This is a genomic window from Rhizobium vallis, from assembly GCF_003985155.1.
In the GTDB taxonomy this organism is placed as follows: Bacteria; Pseudomonadota; Alphaproteobacteria; order Rhizobiales; family Rhizobiaceae; genus Rhizobium; species Rhizobium vallis.
In genome coordinates this window covers 49,807-67,352 of the sequence record NZ_ML133697.1, presented here as the reverse complement: position 1 = coordinate 67,352, position 17,546 = coordinate 49,807, and the positions used below count along the sequence as shown (strand labels likewise).

15 protein-coding genes are annotated in these 17,546 nt (G+C 60.7%); 9 read left to right on the top strand and 6 right to left on the bottom strand.

Annotated elements, in window-relative coordinates; genetic code table 11:
* Window positions 1-21 precede the first annotated feature (21 nt).
* Both argC and EFQ99_RS27370 read left to right on the top strand, forming a co-directional pair.
* Window positions 22-954 (top strand): N-acetyl-gamma-glutamyl-phosphate reductase, encoded by a 933-nt coding sequence (gene argC, locus EFQ99_RS27375; protein WP_126924337.1) that lies wholly within the window; start codon window positions 22-24, stop codon window positions 952-954.
* A 182-nt stretch (window positions 955-1,136) separates the two neighbouring features.
* On the top strand, window positions 1,137-1,928 hold the full coding sequence (locus EFQ99_RS27370) for a sulfite exporter TauE/SafE family protein (protein WP_126924438.1): 792 nt from the start codon (window positions 1,137-1,139) through the stop codon (window positions 1,926-1,928).
* A gap of 11 nt (window positions 1,929-1,939) precedes the next feature.
* On the opposite strand, the gene EFQ99_RS27365 is transcribed toward EFQ99_RS27370, so the two are convergent.
* Window positions 1,940-3,043, bottom strand: a complete 1,104-nt coding sequence (locus EFQ99_RS27365; RefSeq protein ID WP_126924336.1) for a COX15/CtaA family protein — start codon at window positions 3,041-3,043, stop codon at window positions 1,940-1,942.
* A gap of 116 nt (window positions 3,044-3,159) precedes the next feature.
* Here EFQ99_RS27365 and EFQ99_RS27360 point away from each other — a divergent pair, with 116 nt between their 5' ends.
* Both EFQ99_RS27360 and EFQ99_RS27355 read left to right on the top strand, forming a co-directional pair.
* Complete coding sequence (locus EFQ99_RS27360; RefSeq protein ID WP_003573983.1) at window positions 3,160-3,369, top strand: DUF2842 domain-containing protein; 210 nt, start codon at window positions 3,160-3,162, stop codon at window positions 3,367-3,369.
* Window positions 3,370-3,488: 119 nt separating this feature from the next.
* Window positions 3,489-4,730: a GNAT family N-acetyltransferase gene (locus tag EFQ99_RS27355; protein ID WP_126924335.1), complete on the top strand. Its 1,242-nt coding sequence runs from the start codon at window positions 3,489-3,491 to the stop codon at window positions 4,728-4,730.
* 4 nt (window positions 4,731-4,734) lie between these two features.
* Here EFQ99_RS27355 and EFQ99_RS27350 read toward each other — a convergent pair whose 3' ends face one another.
* Entirely contained in the window at window positions 4,735-6,906 is a 2,172-nt protein-coding gene (locus EFQ99_RS27350; RefSeq protein ID WP_126924334.1) for a GumC family protein, read from the bottom strand.
* A 190-nt stretch (window positions 6,907-7,096) separates the two neighbouring features.
* Between EFQ99_RS27350 and EFQ99_RS27345 the strand changes: the two genes are divergently transcribed.
* From EFQ99_RS27345 to EFQ99_RS27330, 4 genes are read left to right on the top strand one after another with little or no spacing between them, the layout of a single operon-like run.
* Entirely contained in the window at window positions 7,097-7,672 is a 576-nt protein-coding gene (locus tag EFQ99_RS27345; RefSeq protein ID WP_126924333.1) for a polysaccharide biosynthesis/export family protein, read from the top strand.
* A gap of 3 nt (window positions 7,673-7,675) precedes the next feature.
* Window positions 7,676-8,845, top strand: coding sequence for a glycosyltransferase family 4 protein (locus EFQ99_RS27340; protein WP_126924332.1), 1,170 nt, complete (start codon window positions 7,676-7,678; stop codon window positions 8,843-8,845).
* A gap of 55 nt (window positions 8,846-8,900) precedes the next feature.
* A complete protein-coding gene (locus tag EFQ99_RS27335) occupies window positions 8,901-10,463 on the top strand; it encodes an undecaprenyl-phosphate glucose phosphotransferase (protein ID WP_126924331.1) in 1,563 nt (520 codons plus the stop codon).
* Window positions 10,460-11,704, top strand: a complete 1,245-nt coding sequence (locus EFQ99_RS27330; RefSeq protein WP_126924330.1) for an O-antigen ligase family protein — start codon at window positions 10,460-10,462, stop codon at window positions 11,702-11,704. Before EFQ99_RS27335 ends, EFQ99_RS27330 begins: the two co-directional genes overlap by 4 nt.
* Window positions 11,705-11,752: 48 nt before the next feature.
* On the opposite strand, the gene EFQ99_RS27325 is transcribed toward EFQ99_RS27330, so the two are convergent.
* From EFQ99_RS27325 to EFQ99_RS27315, 3 genes are all read right to left on the bottom strand, one after another.
* Window positions 11,753-12,586 carry a carbohydrate ABC transporter permease gene (locus EFQ99_RS27325; RefSeq protein WP_126924329.1) on the bottom strand — a complete coding sequence of 278 codons (834 nt, stop codon included), beginning with the start codon at window positions 12,584-12,586 and terminating at the stop codon, window positions 11,753-11,755.
* Between the two features lie 5 nt (window positions 12,587-12,591).
* Window positions 12,592-13,479, bottom strand: coding sequence for a carbohydrate ABC transporter permease (locus EFQ99_RS27320; RefSeq protein ID WP_126924328.1), 888 nt, complete (start codon window positions 13,477-13,479; stop codon window positions 12,592-12,594).
* Window positions 13,480-13,607: 128 nt separating this feature from the next.
* On the bottom strand, window positions 13,608-14,945 hold the full coding sequence (locus EFQ99_RS27315) for an extracellular solute-binding protein (RefSeq protein ID WP_126924327.1): 1,338 nt from the start codon (window positions 14,943-14,945) through the stop codon (window positions 13,608-13,610).
* Between the two features lie 177 nt (window positions 14,946-15,122).
* Here EFQ99_RS27315 and EFQ99_RS27310 point away from each other — a divergent pair, with 177 nt between their 5' ends.
* A complete protein-coding gene (locus EFQ99_RS27310) occupies window positions 15,123-15,737 on the top strand; it encodes a GNAT family N-acetyltransferase (protein WP_126924437.1) in 615 nt (204 codons plus the stop codon).
* Window positions 15,738-15,757: 20 nt separating this feature from the next.
* Here EFQ99_RS27310 and EFQ99_RS27305 read toward each other — a convergent pair whose 3' ends face one another.
* Window positions 15,758-17,515, bottom strand: a complete 1,758-nt coding sequence (locus tag EFQ99_RS27305; protein WP_126924326.1) for a glucosidase family protein — start codon at window positions 17,513-17,515, stop codon at window positions 15,758-15,760.
* Between the last annotated feature and the right edge of the window lie 31 nt (window positions 17,516-17,546).

Genomic DNA, 17,546 nt, shown 5'->3' with positions numbered 1-17,546 from the left:
TCTTGAAAGCGCAGGTCTAACATGGCACCGAAAATCTTCATCGACGGCGAACACGGCACAACGGGTCTACAGATCCGTACGCGCATGGCCGGCCGCCGCGATGTCGAGCTTCTGTCCATTCCTGAGGCCGAGCGGCGCAACGCCGCGATGCGCGAGGACATGCTGAACAGCGCCGACATCGCCATTCTCTGCCTGCCCGACGACGCGTCGAAGGAAGCGGTTCAGATGGTTTCGGCCAATAACAATGTCCGCGTCATCGACACCTCGACCGCCTTCCGGGTCAATCCCGGCTGGGCCTACGGCTTTGCCGAAATGGATAGCGAACAGGCCGACAAGATCAAGGCTGCCCGCTTCGTCGCCAATCCCGGCTGCTATCCCACGGGAGCGATTGGCCTTATCCGGCCGCTGCGCGCCGCCGGCATTTTGCCGGACGGTTATCCCGTCACGGTCAACGCGGTCTCCGGCTATACCGGCGGCGGCAAGCAGATGATCGCGCAGATGGAAAACGCGGACCACCCGGATGCGATCACCGCGCCGCATTTCCTTTACGGTCTGCCGCTGACCCACAAACATGTGCCCGAGATGACCGTGCACGGCCTGCTCGACCGCGCGCCGATCTTCTCGCCGTCGGTCGGCAAGTTCGCTCAAGGGATGATCGTGCAGGTGCCGCTGCACCTTGACGATCTCGCGGAGGGCACGACGATGGAACGCATCCATGCTGCCCTCGTCGCCCATTATGCCGGACAGGACATCGTCCATGTCGTGCCGCTCGCCGAAAGCAAGGCGCTGCCCCGCGTCAATGCCGTCGAACTCGAAGGCAAGGACACGATGAAGCTCTTCGTCTTCGGCACCTCGGGCGGTTCGCAGGTAAACCTCGTGGCATTGCTCGACAACCTCGGCAAAGGGGCCTCCGGCGCCGCCGTCCAGAACATGGATCTGATGCTCGCCTCGTAAGGCGTGAGCGGCGGCATTGGCGCGATGCCGATCGGCTTCGTGTCACCGTCTTCATCATGATTTTCTCGCGGCCGCCTACCTTGGCGGCCGCAGCATCGCTTTCGGCTCGATCATCGCTGACGATTGGGCTATGAGAGCGAACCTTCCTCACCTGCCGTTCCCGAATCACGGAGCCTGATGTCATGACGCTCGATGCGCTGGTCGATGGCGTGCACGCATGGTTTGCCGCCGCCCTACCCGACCACGGCATCTATGCGCTGATGGCATTTGCCTTCGTAGCCGGGCTCGCGCGCGGCTTTTCGGGGTTCGGCGCGGCACTGATCTTCGTTCCGCTCGGCGGCGCGATCGTCGGTCCGAAAATGATCTCGCCGATCCTGCTCGTCATCGACGGCATTGCGTCATTCGGGATGATCCCGCCGGCCTGGCGCAGCGCCAACCGACGAGAAGTCTTCGTGATGGCCGCAGGTGCTGCTCTCGGTATCCCGGCCGGCACGGCGATACTGGCGTTGCTCGACCCGCTGATCCTGCGCTGGAGCATCACGATCATCGCCATCAGCCTACTTGCGCTGCTGGTATCGGGATGGCGTTACCATGGAGAGCCGACCGCACCGCTCACCAGCGGCGTCGGGCTGATCGCCGGGCTTTTCAGCGGTGCCGCGCAGCTCGGCGGGCCGCCTGTTGTCGCCTACTGGCTCGGCGGCAAGAGCGACTTCACCCGCGTCAGGGCGAATGTCGTGCTTTATTTCTCGATTTCGAGCGTCTTCAGCGCCATCAGCTACTATTTCGGCGGGCTGTTCGTGCCCGCCGTCTTCGCGCTCACCGTCGTCATCCTGCCGAGTTATGCGGTCGGGCTCTACGGAGGCTCGAAACTGTTCGGGCTCGCAGAGGAGCGGACCTTCCGCATGGCCTGCTACGTCCTGATCGCCGCCGCCGCGATTATCGGCATGCCGCTTCTTGACGGCGTGCTGCGCTAAGCCTTGCCGCTTCAATTGCGTTCGGCAATCACCGTCTCGTGCGGGTATTCACCATAAAATCCGCGCCAATTAGCAACGGCGAACCCGAAAACAACCATCGCGCCGGCCTGATGCAGCAGGCCCCAGTGAAGCGGCACCTGCATCAAGAGTGTGGCGATGCCGATCGCCGCCTGAACCGTCACCAGCGAAAAGAGCAGGACGGCGCGGCGCGCATGAGTGGTCCTAGGCGCTGCGCGAAGGGCGATCACCATGTTGATCAGCGTCAGCGCGAAGAGCGTATAGGCGCCGATGCGGTGGATGAACTGCACCGTCTTCGGGTTCTCGAATGCATTGATCCAGAAAGGTTGCTGGATCAGCAGATCGGAGGGAACGATCGCGCCATCCATCAACGGCCAGGTATTGTAGGAAAAGCCGGCGTCGAGCCCTGCCACCAGCGCGCCAAGATAGATCTGGAACAGCGCGAAAATGGCGATCGCAGCGGCAAAGCCGCGCGAGCTTCGCGCCGGCGCCGGATCGTCGGAATGTCTGGAGAGACCGCGCATGATCCACATGCAACTGGCAAAGATCAGGCAGGCCATGACGAGATGGGTGGCGAGCCTGTACTGGCTGACATCGGTGCGGACGGCAAGGCCCGAGGACACCATCCACCAGCCGATGAAGCCCTGCAGGCCGCCGAGCGCCAAGATGCCGACGAGCGGCCAGCGCAGGCGCTTCTCGATGCGACCCGTCAGCCAGAAATAGAGGAGCGGCAGCGCAAAGACGACGCCGATGCCGCGGGCGATCAGCCGGTGCGCCCATTCCCACCAGAAGATGCCTTTGAACTCATCGACGGTCATGGAACTGTTCAATTGCTGAAATTCGGGAATGCGCTGATAGAGGCGGAATTCCTCCTCCCATTCGGCAGCCGACAGCGGCGGGATGACGCCATGGATCGGCTTCCATTCGGTGATCGACAGGCCGGAATTGGTCAACCGCGTGGCGCCGCCGACGAGCACGAGACAGAAGAGCGCCAAAAGCACGAAGCCAAGCCAGAGGCGAACGGCGCGGCGGTCGCGATTCTGCTTGCGCATTTCGCTCAGGATCGCCTGCTCCGTGGTGAGGTTCGCGACAGCCATGATCTCTCCTTCTAATCCGGCAGTTGATTTGCCCCACCGGCTCATGCAAAACAAGCCCCGAACCTTTGCGGCATGCCGTCGCGCCGGTTCGATCCGTCCATTGCAAGAGATAACCGATGCCCGTCCGCCTCCGCAAATTCATCGGCACGATCCTCATCATCGTGCTCGTGCTCGTCTATGCGCTGGTGGCGAATACGATCGCGGTGGCAACGCTCGGCAACGCGCCCTGGTGGGGACATCTGCTCTATTTCCTGCTCACCGGCCTGCTTTGGGTCTTGCCGGCGATGGTGATCATCAAGTGGATGGCCGGACCGCGGCAGCAGTGAGGCGATTAACGGCCGAATAACCGTGATCGGCGGAAAACCTCGCCCATCACGTGCAGTTAAACCAAATATACGTCCGGCACCCCTACTTTCCGCTCAGTATTCTTGACCGGAGACCACCCGTGCAGACGCAAAAGCTCGATGTTCATGAACAGCCGTCAGCCGGCGTGGCGCTGGCCGACACGGCCGTTTCCCGCCTGCGCCAGCTGAGCATGAAACTCGCCATGGCTCAAATCGACATCGAAGTCTTCGACTCGATGCAGCCGCTGGAAGACGACTGGCGCGCGCTGGAGCGCGACAATCTTCAATCCTTGCATCAAAGCTACGACTGGTGCGCCGCCTGGGTGAGCGCCTTTCAGCGACCGCTCGCGATCCTCAAGGGCACCTATGACGGTCAGACGGCCTTCATTCTGCCGGTCGAGATCGTCAAGTCCCGCGGGCTTTCCGTCGCGAGGTTCATCGGCGCCGATCACAGCAATATCAATACCGGCCTGTTCTCCGAAAATTTCGCGGAAAGCGGCGGAAGCATCGATGCAGACAAATTCGCCGGCCAGCTGCAGCACGCGCTGAAGGGTCGGGCCGATCTCCTGTTGCTGCAGAACATTCCGCTGGAATGGCGCGAGCGGCAGACCCCGCTCACCGGGCTGCCGATGGTGCAAAATCAGAATCACGCCTATCAGCTGCCGTTTCATCCCACGTTCGAGGAAACGCTGAAGCAGCTCAATGCCAAGACCCGGCGCAAGAAATTCCGTGTTCAGTCGAAGCGCCTCGAGGCAGCCGGCGGCTTCGAATACGTCATCCCCAGCACATCGGAAGAACAGCACCACCTGCTTGATACGTTCTTCCGCCTGAAGAGCGTCCGCTTCACCAACCTCGGCCTGCCAGACGTTTTCGCAGACAAGGAGACTCGGACCTTCCTGCATGGCCTCATCGACAAGCGGGATGACGCGAACCAATATTTCGGACTGCAGATGCATGTGCTCCGGCTCAAGGGCGAAAATCAGGGCCGCATCGCCGCGATTTCAGGGATTTCGCGCAAGGGCGACCACATCATCTGCCAGTTCGGCGCGATCGACGAAGGGGTCGTGCCGGATACGAGCCCCGGCGAATTCCTTTATTGGCAGACCATCTCGGGACTGCATGGCAAGGGGGTCGCGCTGTTCGATTTCGGCCTCGGCGACCAGACCTACAAGCGTTCCTGGGCGCCTGTGGAGACAGCGCATTACGACGTCGTGCTGCCGGTTTCGCCCTTCGGCATCGTCGGCGCCGCCGCACACCGGATCATCACCCGCGGCAAGGCGCATATCAAGGCGCGGCCGAAGCTCTATAAATTCGCCCAGGGCATCCGAGCCCGGATCGGTTGACCGTTCAGGCGGCCCGGCCGAGTTCCTGCTCTGCCCCGTCGCCGCCCGACATCAGCACGACGCGCTGGTAACCCGCCGCCTGGAATTCCGTCATCAGCGTCACGAAGATTGTCTCCTCGACCTCCGGCAGGGAGAGGATGATCTCGACGTCACGGCTGCGCGTCAGGCGCGAGACGCCTGCGACATCCGCCGCGCCACATTCGACGACCACCAGGTCATATGCGGCGGCCAGCGCATCGAGCAGCAGCGACAGCCTGTCGACTCCGCGCATGGCACGGCGCACATCGCTCTGGCCCTGCGGGATCAGATGGGCATCGGAAAAGCGGTCGCTGTGGATCGTGTCGCCGAAGGCCGCCTCACCGCAGAGTAGATCGGTGACGCCAGGGGCGGATCGGTCCTCGGCCATCAGCTCTGTCGGGCATCCGGAACCGGTCATGTCGATCAGGATGACGCGACGGCCGGCATCGGCGAGCATGCGGGTCAGCGAAACCGTCGTAGCCGAGCCATTGTCGCCAGTCGGAGATATGGCGATTGCCAGCGGCGCGCGGCTGCCTGTGAGATAATCCGCAACGGAAGCGACCGAGAATTCATTGTCGTCTTCCAGGACCTCCTCGGCAGCCTTGAGTTCCTCGACGGCGTCATCCTCTTCCGCGACAATGGCGAGCATACTCGGCTGGACGGGCCGTCTGACAGTCGCAACGACGACGGGCGCTGCCTCCGGCACGTCCTCTTCCTCGATGTCCTTGTTTTCCTCAGACAGCTTCGGGGAAAGATCGACGGGGCGTAGCGCCCGGCCGCTGAAGAGTTCGGCCAGCATGATGACGATGGCGCTGACGATCAGCGTCGCGACGGCTGCGACGATAACGATCGGCACGACCTTCGGGAAATAGGGATCGACCGGTTCGATCGCCCTGGAAACGATACGGGCGTCTGCGGGGCTCGAATTGCTGTCGGCGCGGGAGGCGGCCTCGCGGTAGCGCACCAGATAGGTTTCAAGCAGCTGGCGCTGGGCGTTCGCCTCACGCTCCAGCGCATTGAGGCCGACCTCGTCCTCGCCGGCGCGGGCGCTGTTGGCCTGCACCGTATCCGACTGACGCTCGAGTTCCTTCGCTCTGAGATCGGCAACCTTGGCCTCGTTCTCGATGCTTGTCAGGATCTTCTGCGTCTCCTGGCGGATCTGGCCGCGGATATCCGAGAGCTGGGCGCGCAGGCTTTTCAGCCTGGGATGATTGTTGAGAAGGCTGGTCTGCAGGTCTGAAATCTGTGACTGCAGGCCGGATTCCGTTCCCTTCAGCCGCTGGATCGCCTGCGAGGACATGATGTCAGGCAGCGTGTCGGAAGCCTCGCCCGAAGATAGTGCGTTGCGTACCGCCTGCGCCCTCGCCTCGGCATTGGCCTTGTCGCCCCGCACGCGGGTCAGCTCGGCAGAAATATCGTTCAATTGCTGGGCCGGAAAAGTGGTCGTGCCGTTCGTCTGCAACAGCCCGTGGGTGGTGCGATATTCGGCGACCTTCTTTTCCGCCTCGCTGACCTTCTGGCGCAGGTTTTCGATCTCCGGCTCCAGCCAGCGCGTCGCCTCGGAATTGGAATCGAGCTTGGCGCCACTCTGGGTCGACAGGTAGACATTCGCCATGGCGTTCGGAATGGCGGCAGCGAGCTTCGGGTCCTTGGAGGTGAAATTGATGCCGATGACGCGCGAACCCGGCACCTGATAGACCTGCAGACGCTCGATGAACGCGTCGATGATGCGCTCCTCGGGCGGGTTTTCCAGCGGGTTCTTCTTCAGGTGCAGCTTCACCAGAATGCTGCTCATGGCCGAGCCGTTGGCGGCATCGTCGAATTCCGGCAGGTTATAGAGCTTCAGGTCGTTGATGACCTTCTTGAGGAGATCGGCCGATTGAAGGAGCTGCACCTGGCTTGCGATATTCAGTTCGTCCATCAGCGGGCCGGCGGTGGCGTCGTTGATCTGCTGGGTATTGGCGAAAGCCGGCGCGCGAGGTTCGATCAGCAGGCGTGTTTCGCTGCGATATTGCGGCGACATGATCTTGGCGCCGGCAAAGGCAACGCCCGCCCCCACGAGGGTAATCGTCAAAATCCTGAGACGGCGCGCCCAGACCGCGCGGACCAACTGGCCAAGGTCGATGTCCACATCCTGATCACGAGCTACGCCGGACATGCTCTTACTCCACAACAAAGGTGCCGCAAGCGTAAACGACCATGGTAACTCAACGGTTAATGGTATTGCGCCAAGAAATGAGCGACGATCTCGGAAGGAACGCGGGAAATTACGTCAGTCCTTTACCGGGCATTAACCCTAACGGATCGATAACGGCTTCACCGAGTTCATTTTCTGTGAGCACAAACGGATGTCCCTCGCCCGGCCCAAAATCCTATTGGCCCTGAGCCTTGCAGCCATGACGGCAGCATTGGGCGGCTGCACGACGTACAAGCCGGCTCCGAAGGCCTTCAACGAGGCGACCATCCAGCCCTACGCGCTCGACAGCGGCGATCGGCTGCGCATCACCGTCTTCGACCAGCAGAGCCTGACGAACACCTACACGGTGGACCAGGCCGGCTATATCGCCTTTCCCCTCATCGGCCAGGTCCCTGCCCGCGGCCGAACCCTGCAGCAACTCTCGGGCCAGATCGCCCAGAAACTGCAGCAAGGCTATCTTCGCGATCCCGACGTCACCATCGATGTCGATCGCTACCGTTCGATCTTCATCATGGGCGAAGTCGGCCAGCCCGGCCAGTATGCCTATGTTCCCGGTATGACGGTACAGAACGCCATCGCGGTTGCAGGCGGCTTCACCAGCCGCGCCAACCAGAGCATGGTCGACGTCACCCGCAAGATCAACGGACAGGTTCTGACCGGCCGCATCAACATATCGGGGCCGATCATCGCAGGCGATACGATCTACGTTCGCGAACGGCTCTTCTGAGCGATGACAGAACAGCAACCGCTCCGCATCCTCCATTGCTTCAGGTCGCCGGTCGGCGGGATCTTCCGCCACGTCCGTGATCTCGTCGAAGAGCACAGCAAGGCCGGTCATGAAATCGGCATTCTCTGCGACAGCTCGACCGGCGGCGAGTATGAGGACAGCCTGTTCGACGATATAAGACCCTATCTCTCGCTCGGCCTGACACGCGTCCCGATCCGGCGCTCGATCAGTCCGTCCGATATTGCGACGATGTGGGATACATACAAGAAAATCAAAAGTTTGCGGCCGGATGTGCTGCACGGACACGGCGCCAAAGGTGGCGTGCTCGCGCGACTTGCCGGCTCAGCGTTGCGGGTGAACAGGTATCGCGTAGCCCGCCTCTATACCGCGCACGGCGGAAGCCTGCATTATTCGCGCTCTTCGCTCGGTGGACAGTTCGTCCTCAGGATGGAGCGGCTGCAGGAATATTTCACCGATGCGCTAGTCTTCATCTGCGAATACGAGCGCGACACCTATGCGCGCAAGGTCGGTCGGCCGCGGACGAAGACGAGACTGATCTATAACGGCATCGGCGACCGTGAATTCGAACCGATCCATACTCGTTCGGATGCGGTGCACTTCATCTATGTCGGGATGCTGCGGGACCTCAAGGGTCCCGATCTGTTTATCGATGCCTTCGCCAAGACCGAGCGGCTGCTCGGCAGGCCGCTTTCGGCCCTGATGATCGGCGACGGGCCTGACCGCGATCGCTACCGTGAGATGATGGTCGAGCGCGGCCTCGGCAAGCGCATCGGCATGCTGCCGGCGATGCGCATCCATGAAGCCTTCGCCATGGCGCAAAATCTCGTCGTTCCCTCGCGCGCCGAAGCCATGCCCTATATCGTGCTCGAAGGGCTCGGCGCCGGCAAGACGATCATCGCCAGCCGCGTCGGCGGCATCCCGGAGGTGCTCGGCAAGGACAGCGCGGCACTTGTGGAGCCCGGCAATTCAGACGATCTCGCCCGTGTTATGGCGGAAACGCTGAGCACGCCCGGCTGGCACGCCAAGACGATGCCGCCGCCCGAAACGGTAAAGGCAGTGTTTTCCGCGAGCGTCATGGCAAGCGATGTCCTGAAATTGTATTACGAGCTGGTCGACCCCGCTGCGGGCCAAGCAATGCCCATCGCCTCGTAAATGTTTCTTAGGGGCTTTCTGTTACTTCGCTTGTGACAACGAGCGACAAAACCCCATGAACAAGCTGGAAAAAAGCGATCAATTCGACATGGAAGCACTGCGCAAGCAGGTTTCCGACATCGAATTGCGCGGCGACGCGGCTCAGGAGAAACCGTCCGAGCCGACAGAAATCAATCCCTATGCCCGTCAGATCGCCGAACAATTCCGCGACGGACCCTATTCGCCGGCGATCATCATCGGGCAATTGCGGCTACTGGAATTCCTGGCGCTCTTCGCCATCGCCCTGATCGTCCATTATTTCTGGCCCGGCGACGGCAGCGATTCCCTGTTGGTGCGCGCAGGCATGGCGGCGATCGCCTCGGCCCTGACCGTCATCGGCCTGCAGCTTGCCGACACCTACACCATACCTGCGCTTCGGGCCAAGCTCAGGCTGATTCCGCGCATCCTCGCCTCCTGGACGATCGCGCTTGCCCTGACCACCGGCTTGCTCGCGCTGATCCACGGGACGACCTGGGCGATGGTCGATGCCTATTTCCCTTGGCTCGTCGCAGGCGCACTCTTCCTTGCGGCCGAGCGTTTCCTCGTCGCTTACGGCATTCGCAACTGGGCACGCAACGGGGTCATGGAGCGGCGCGCCGTCATCGTCGGCGGCGGCGAGCCGGCCAAGGACCTGATCCGCATCCTCGAACAACAGACCGACAACGACATCCGCATTTGCGGCATCTTCGACGACCGCGGCGAGAATCGCTCGCCGATCATGGTCGCCGGTTATCCGAAGCTCGGCACCGTGGCCGAACTTGTCGAATTCGTGCGGCTGACGCGCATCGACATGCTGATCATCGCTTTGCCGCTTTCGGCCGAGGCCCGTATCTTCGATCTCTTGAAGAAGCTCTGGATTCTGCCGGTCGATATCCGCCTTGCCGCGCATGCCAACCGGCTGCGTTTCCGGCCGCGCGCCTATTCGCATGTCGGCACGGTGCCGATGCTCGATATTTTCAAGAAGCCGATCCGCGACTGGGATTCCGTCGCCAAGCGCGGCTTCGACATCTTCTTCGCGCTCATCGCGCTTGCGCTGCTCTGGCCGCTGATGCTGGTGACAGCGATTGCCATCAAGGCGACCTCGGAAGGTCCTGTTTTCTTCATGCAGAAGCGCCATGGCTTCAACAACGAAGTCATCAACGTCTTCAAGTTCCGCTCGATGTACACCAACATGGGCGACCCCACAGGCAAGGCCGCGGTGACCAAGGGCGATCCGCGCGTCACCCGCGTCGGCCGCTTCATCCGCAAGACTTCGATCGATGAACTGCCGCAGCTTTTCAACGTGCTGAGGGGCGATCTCTCGCTCGTCGGCCCGCGTCCGCATGCCGTTCTCGCCCAGGCCCGCGACCGCGCCTTCGGCGATGTCGTCGAGGGTTATTTCGCCCGTCACCGCGTCAAGCCCGGCGTCACCGGCTGGGCGCAGATCAACGGCTGGCGCGGCGAGGTCGACAATGACGAGAAGATCAAGTTCCGCACGGCCTACGACCTTTATTACATCGAAAACTGGTCGCTGTGGTTCGATCTCAAGATCCTGTTCCTGACGCCGGTCCGGCTGCTCAACACGGAAAACGCCTATTGAGCGCGATCGAGGCGACATATCCCCGTGTCGCCCAACCGCAGCGGATGACGCTGCGCCTGATCGGCTCGGCCTTCGTTGCATTCGGCGTCTTTCTTTCCGGCTTCGTCATCGACGAGCCGGCGCCTTATGAACTCTGGATGGCAGGGCTGGTCGGCCTGTGGTTCATCCTCGGCCTCAAGATTTCGCGTGGCGTGGCGCCGTTGCTTGCCCTGCTCCTCACCTTTAATATCGGCGGCATGCTGTCGCTGACACAGATGAAGGATCTGGCGACGGGACCGATGTATATCGCTGTCTCAACCTTTCTGGCGCTGACGGCGGTCTTTTATGCGGCGATCATCGAGGACAGCCACAAGCGGCTGCCGCTGATGTTCAACGCCTGGACCTTTGCCGCCGTCGTCACCTCAACGCTCGGTGTACTCGGCTATTTCCACGCCTTTCCGGGCTCGGAAGTCTTTACGCTCTATGATCGCGCCAAGGGCGCCTTCCAGGATCCGAACGTCTTCGGCCCCTTTCTGGTGCCGCCCTCGCTCTATCTCGTCCACGGTATTCTCGTCGGTGACCTGAAGAAAGCGCCGTTGAAGGCCGCCGCGCTGCTCGTGCTCGCGCTCGGCATCTTCCTCTCCTTCTCCCGCGCCGCCTGGGGGCTCTTCGCCCTCGGCGTCGTGCTGCTGATCTTCATCATGCTGCTGAAAGAGCGCAGCGGCGCCTTCCGCTTGAGAGTCCTGATCCTGTCGCTGGCGGCGATCATCATGCTGGTCGCCTCGCTGCTGGTGGCGCTGCAGATCCCCAAGGTCAGCCAGTTGTTTTCAGCGCGCGCTCAGCTGGTTCAGCAATATGATGGCGAGCATCTTGGCCGCTTCGAGCGCCACCGGATAGGCTTCACGATGATGATGGAGCGTCCGTTCGGCATCGGGCCGCTGGTGTTCGGCACGATGTTTCCCGAGGACGAGCACAATATCTGGCTGAAATCGCTCACCACCTACGGCTGGATCGGCTTCGTCAGCTATGTCGGGATGCTGCTCTGGACGCTTACGATCGGCTTCCGCAACCTGCTGCTCGATCGGCCCTGGCAACCCTTCCTGATGATCGCCTGGATCTCCGTTCTCGGCCACGCGTCGATCGGCAACGTCATCGACATCGACCACTGGCGCCATGTCTACCTGCTGCTCGGCACGGTCTGGGGCTGCGCGGCGCTGGAAACGCGCCACAAGCGCGGCCGAAATCCCAAGACAACGGTGTAAGGTCTTGCGCGTCTGAAAGGACGTGCAACGCTGTGATGGCGCGGCTGTCTACTTCGTCGCTCCTGCCGTCAGACCGGCAATGAACCGTCGCTGGAAAACGAGATATGTCAGGATGAGCGGGGCAATGACAATCACCGCGCCGGCAGTCAGAACAGGCGTATTGACGGTGTAACGCCCCTGGAAAAACAGCATGCCGAGGGGCAGCGTCCGATAGGCGTCGTCGTTGACCAGAATGAAGGGAATGAGAAACTCGTTCCAGGTCCATATGAACAAGAACAGCGCCAGCGTCGACATCGCCGGCACCATGAGTGGGATGACGATCTTGCGCAGAATATGGAAGCGCCCGGCACCATCCAGAACCGCCGCTTCGAGAATTTCTTCCGGCAATTGCTGCATCGCGCTGGCGAGGAAGATTGTCGAGAATGGTATCGACATCGCAATCTGCGGCACGATCACGGCGGCATAGGTATTGATCAAGCCGAGATACCGCATCTCATAATAAAGCGGGATGATGAAGGCTTCGGCCGGCACCATCATGCCGATTGTCAGGATGCCAAACAGCGTGCGGCGGAGCGGGAATGACAGATAGGCGAAGGCAAAGCCCGTCAGCAGGCCCAGAAAGACGCTTGCCGCAACGACTGGTATGACAACGATGATCGAATTCCAGAAGTAGATATTGAAATGCCCGGCGTTCCAGGCATCGACGTAATTTTCGAAATGCGGATATGCGGGTAACGCGAACGCACCCTTCAGGACGTCTGCCTTGCTCTTTATCGACGTCAGAAGCAGAAGCAGGAACGGTGTGATCGTTACGAAAGCGAGAAGCCAAAGGATAATGCGAAACGATAGCGCTGCGGCGGGGATGTTAGACGAACGGCTCATCAAGCCTATCCTTTATTCTGCGAGCCCACCAACCGGTGAATTGCATAGTTGATTGCGAATGTGAGGAGGGCGCCGACAATGGCGATGGCCGCCGCGGCGCCGAACCGATTGAGTTCGAAGCCGAGCTGATACATGTAGATATTCGGCACGAGCGTCGCATTGGCGGGCCCACCCCGGGTCATCGTGAAAATGAGGTCGAAGCTTTTGATCGACGCGATGACCGTCAAGAGCAGAACCACCCTTATCTCAGGCATCAGAAGCGGCAGCGTTATCCAGAAAAAGGTCTTTCGCGCCGAAGCGCCGTCGACCTTGGCAGCATCGAAAAGCGATGGGTCGATGCGCTGAATTCCGGTCAGGAAGATGACCATGCAAAAACCGAAGAAATACCAGGTCGCAACGATCCCGACCGCGGGAAGAACGAAGTCGAAATCTCCCAGCCATGGGAGTGCGAACGCACCCAAGCCCACCGCTCTCAGAAACTGATTGAATGGGCCAAATGCAGGATTGTAGAGCCACGCCCAGATGATGCCCAACACCGCCGTCGGCATAATATAAGGCAGGAACAGGAACGTCCGCAGGGCAAGCTGTTCGCGCTGCTTCAGATTCCAGACGCACGCAGCAAGGCCTATGCCGAGCGTGAGCGGCAGCACACAATAGAAAATCATAAGTTCGGCATTGTTGCGCAAGGCAATATAAAAGCGATCATCGGAAAAGAGATCGACGTAATTGCCGAGGCCAACCCACTTGGGCACAGTGAGGCCGTCCCAGCTGGTCAGGCTTAATCCCAAAGCCGCGACAATCGGCCCGAAGACAAAAGCCGCGTAGAGCAGCAATCCAGGAAATAAATAGATCCAACTGGTATGGTCGGAGCCATCAAGTGGGGAGCGCTTCATCCGGTACTCCATGAAGCCAAAGCTATCGTCTTTGCGCCGCAAGCCTGAGATCGCGGCGCTAATTTTTTAACTGAGATCGACGAGACGCAGGCGGAGCGCGGAAGGGCCATGGCCTGCGTCTGCGTCACTTATTTCTGACCCTTCAGGTACGCCTGATAATCCTTGTCCATCGCGTCGACAAAGGCTTCGGGCGTGATCTTGCCGGACAGAAGCAGCGGCGTGTTGTCGTCGATCGTCTTCAGCATCGTCGGGCTGGACCAATCGGGGTAGTGGCCGAGCGCGTCGTTCGCGTTGAGCGTCTTCCACATTTCGATGCCGGAGCTGAGCAGCGGCGTCAGCTTTGGCTTTGCGTCCGCTGCCAGCGATGTTGCCGGAAGATAGCCGGCAGCGGCCCAGGTTTCAGCAGCCTTTTCCGAAACCATATAGTCGATATATTCACCGGCCAGGTCCTGGGTTGCCTTGGTTTTGGCAAGGCTCGTTGTCGCCCAGGCCAGATCCACGCCACCGACACTCAAGGGTTTGGAAACGCCTTTCGGTGCGGGAATGGCCATGAAGCCGATATCCGGATTATGTTGCATGTCGCCGAAATACCAGGTCCCGGAGATCAGGAACGCGCCCTGCCCCGAGATGAAAAGCTGCACGGCGTCGTCACCCGAGATGCCTTCGAAACCGGGGAAAAAATAGCCGCCCTGTGCCCATTGCTGCACGAGCTTGGCGGATTCGATGTTCCCCTTGGTGTTCCAGGAGCCGCCTCTGCCGTAAATCAGATCGTCAAGTTCGGCGCGATTGCCCGCGTCGATATGTGCCTGATCGATCGCGCCGATCATGTGCAGGGCCAGATGCTGCTTTGCCGAGCCCATCATGAAGGGCGCAACGCCTTTTTCCTTCAGCTTGTCGAGATCGGCCAAAAGCTCCTCGAAGGTCTTCGGCAGCGCTACCCCAGCGTCGTCGAGGATCTTCTTGTTGTAGTAGAGGCCGACGATCTCGGCGAGGCCCGATATGCCGTAGGTCTTGCCGACCCCGAATTTTGGCCCGTCCCAACGATCTCGCGCAAGTACGGAATCCGACTGACGCTTGTCCCAGGCAAACTTCTTGATGTACTCGTCAACCGGCAGGAGCAGTCCTTCCTTGACCATCGCGCCCATGTCGCCGGCGCCCTGGTTCACTTTCGTGATCACCGGGCCGTCGCCTGCCGAAACCGCAAGCTTCAGCGTCAGCTTCATGTCATCGAAGGTTCGGGCGGTGCGTTTGATCGTGACGCCGGGGTGCGCAGCTTCGAACTCCTTGTTCAGCTGCTCGATAACCGCGCTCTGACCTTCATAGGTCTGGTCATCCCAGACAGCCAGATCGTCAGCGCGCGCAGCCGCTGAAAGGCTGAAGCTGACAAGCGCCGCGCCAGCAAGCGCGACGGCTGCTTTCAATTGCCGTGTTGACAGTATGTTGATCGATTTCAAGCTTCTTTTCATCTGTTCCACCTCACTTGATTTATTCTCCACTCCCCGTTCAGTCCTTGCGCCAAACAGCGGCTGAACGTTTTCTTTCCTCAGAGCTTTGCCGGGCTGGCGAATCTGAGGTAATCGTCAATGCATGAGCCTCCCTCGCAACCTGAAATGACAAAAAGCCACGCAGGAGGTGGCAAAGTGATGGATAGCAACTGCTTCATCCGCCCGGCGACTGACGCGGACAGCGAGGCGCTTTTTGACATCTGCCTCAAAACCGCGAATGGCGGACAGGATGCCAGCGCGCTTTACAGCGACCCGCATCTGCCCGGTTACATCTGGTCGGTGCCCTATCTCAAGTTCGCGGGAGATTTTGCCTTTGTTCTCGTTCAGGACGGCCGCACGGTCGGTTATGTCGTCGGCGTGCCGGATACCAACCAGTTCGACAGAGACCTGGCCGCAAGCTGGTGGCCGTTCGTCCGCCAGCAGATCGCCGGCCTGGCGCCCGCCCGCGCGCGCGACGCCGACGTGATCGAACGGATTGAGAATCCCCGCAGCGGTACGCCGTGGCTTCAAGACGATTACCCTGCGCATCTCCATATCAACATCCTTCCCGGCCTTCAGGCAAGCGGTTGGGGACGCAGGATGATCAACACTGAGCTTGAGGCGCTTCGAAATCACGGGGTCGGAGCCGTGCATCTCGGTGTCGATCCAAATAACGAAGGCGCCAGGGGCTTCTACCGTCACCTCGGCTTTTCGGAACTCGAACGGGATGGCGCCGTGGCCTTTGCAATGCGGATCGATGGGGGATCTCGCTAGAACCGACGGCGCCGCAATGCTCATGACGTCGGCTCCGCATTTGCCGCGTCCAGCCCATATTTCAAGACTATTGCCGCCGGCATAGCGCTCCAGCCCTGAAGCAGCGAGCCACGCCCATAAGGCGGCGAGAAATATTCCACCGCGCCGATCCAGCCATTGTCGAGGCAGGTTTCCCACCAGCGCGTCAGTGCGTAGCGTGCGCCTCCAAGTCCGTGGCGAAGGCGTTCCTCTGCATAGGCGCCATCCCAGTAGGGCCAGTCCGAGCCATTGTGGTAGCGGTAGGGGAAAGCCGTCTTGGATCGTAAATCGCTTTGCCGCTTGAATGGCGGATAGGCGCACATGACACCCCAACTGCCATAGGGCTGCTCTTGATTATTGCGTGTTTCCAGTTTGCTTTCAAAAGCCCGCAGTAAGCCGATGGCCCTCTGCTTTGAAATTGCACTGAATCGCGACAAGGTCAGGCTGTCGAGAACCAGATGATCCTCGACAAAGGCGCCAGGCGTTCCGTAGTCGATATACCCTCCCGTTGCCGGCACAAAGAGCTTGACCTCGATTTCCTGGCGGGCCTGACTTGCGGTCTTGAGCGCGCGTTCGGCAAGAGCCGGGTCATGCCCCTCACCAAGCCTTGCCACCGCGTCCATGGCGCCGACGAAAAGACCCAGGTCATACGAGACGAGACCGTCGCGATAGACATTGTCGGCCCAGTCCCGATCGTTGCGCGGCTTGAGTGGCAGAACGCTGTCAGGGCCGGCCAGACCGAGATAGCGATCCATGATCGCCTTCACGACCGGCCAGTGCAGCTGGACCTCGGCCACGTCTTTGGTAACTCTGAAATAATCGTCCAGGAAAAGAATGAAGAAAAGCGGGCTGTCAAAGTGATCGCTCCACCAATCCTGCGGACGGTTATGGTATTCGGGAACTGCCCTTTTGTGATTTTTCGGATTGGCCTTGCTGTCGGCGACAAAGTGCTGCCAAGCCGCCGACTGCGCCGGTCCGGTCAAGATCACGCCGCTGGGAGCCTCTCCATCCGGCTGCACTCCCTTGGCGAGAATCCGGATCTCGTCGCGCACCGCCTCAGGCGCCAGGATCAAAAGAGGCTGCATCGTCCAGTAACCGTCGCGGTAATAGGTCCGCGCGGGAGCGCTATAGGCCTGCCCTGCGGCGAGACCCGCGAAGGCGCCGTTTTCGTCGCGCCTTATGCTGGAAAGGGCGGCATGTATCCCCTGACTGACCATGCTGCGCATCAGCGGATCGGCCGCGGGCGTCATATCGCAACGCGCCACATATTCAGCGGCTTCGGCAATGATGGCCTCGCTGGTGAGGCTGAGCGCTTTCTCGGCTTCGTCTCTTGAGGCGCCGACAGCAATGCGCAAATCCGAACCCGAGGCCTCCACGATGAGCACGCCCCAGGCCATTTCGAAGGTCTTCCGATGATGGTCCCGAGTGATCTTCACTCTCGCGGCTTCCCCAGCCGGCTCGTGCCACCACGCGCAACGGCGGGCGGGATAGATGCCTTGAAGGGCTACCCCGCCGATCAACATAACGGGCAGCGACTGCGCGACGAATATCCCGCCATGTTTGGAGACGACCCGGTTCGGGGCATAGGTGTAAGGGCCGCTGATCGGAGAAAATCTGACACGCCCCAGGCTGCCTGCCCCCCACAAGGCAAGATCGGCGTAGCCATCCGGATGGACGTCCGCCTGAAGGCGTGGCGCCATGACAGGCAGTAGAACGGGTTCCTGGGCGGAAAGCTGTCCGTCGGTGGCGGGTTTTATCATGCGCAAATTCCCGGCAGCCAAATCAAAGAGA

Coding starts and splice junctions, on each gene's coding strand:
- argC (WP_126924337.1), top strand. CDS start 22: ATGGCACCGAAAATCTTCATCGACGGCGAACACGGCACAACGGGTCTA.
- EFQ99_RS27370 (WP_126924438.1), top strand. CDS start 1,137: ATGACGCTCGATGCGCTGGTCGATGGCGTGCACGCATGGTTTGCCGCC.
- EFQ99_RS27365 (WP_126924336.1), bottom strand. CDS start 3,043: ATGGCTGTCGCGAACCTCACCACGGAGCAGGCGATCCTGAGCGAAATG.
- EFQ99_RS27360 (WP_003573983.1), top strand. CDS start 3,160: ATGCCCGTCCGCCTCCGCAAATTCATCGGCACGATCCTCATCATCGTG.
- EFQ99_RS27350 (WP_126924334.1), bottom strand. CDS start 6,906: ATGTCCGGCGTAGCTCGTGATCAGGATGTGGACATCGACCTTGGCCAG.
- EFQ99_RS27345 (WP_126924333.1), top strand. CDS start 7,097: ATGTCCCTCGCCCGGCCCAAAATCCTATTGGCCCTGAGCCTTGCAGCC.
- EFQ99_RS27340 (WP_126924332.1), top strand. CDS start 7,676: ATGACAGAACAGCAACCGCTCCGCATCCTCCATTGCTTCAGGTCGCCG.
- EFQ99_RS27335 (WP_126924331.1), top strand. CDS start 8,901: ATGAACAAGCTGGAAAAAAGCGATCAATTCGACATGGAAGCACTGCGC.
- EFQ99_RS27325 (WP_126924329.1), bottom strand. CDS start 12,586: ATGAGCCGTTCGTCTAACATCCCCGCCGCAGCGCTATCGTTTCGCATT.
- EFQ99_RS27320 (WP_126924328.1), bottom strand. CDS start 13,479: ATGAAGCGCTCCCCACTTGATGGCTCCGACCATACCAGTTGGATCTAT.
- EFQ99_RS27315 (WP_126924327.1), bottom strand. CDS start 14,945: ATGAAAAGAAGCTTGAAATCGATCAACATACTGTCAACACGGCAATTG.
- EFQ99_RS27310 (WP_126924437.1), top strand. CDS start 15,123: ATGGATAGCAACTGCTTCATCCGCCCGGCGACTGACGCGGACAGCGAG.
- EFQ99_RS27305 (WP_126924326.1), bottom strand. CDS start 17,515: ATGATAAAACCCGCCACCGACGGACAGCTTTCCGCCCAGGAACCCGTT.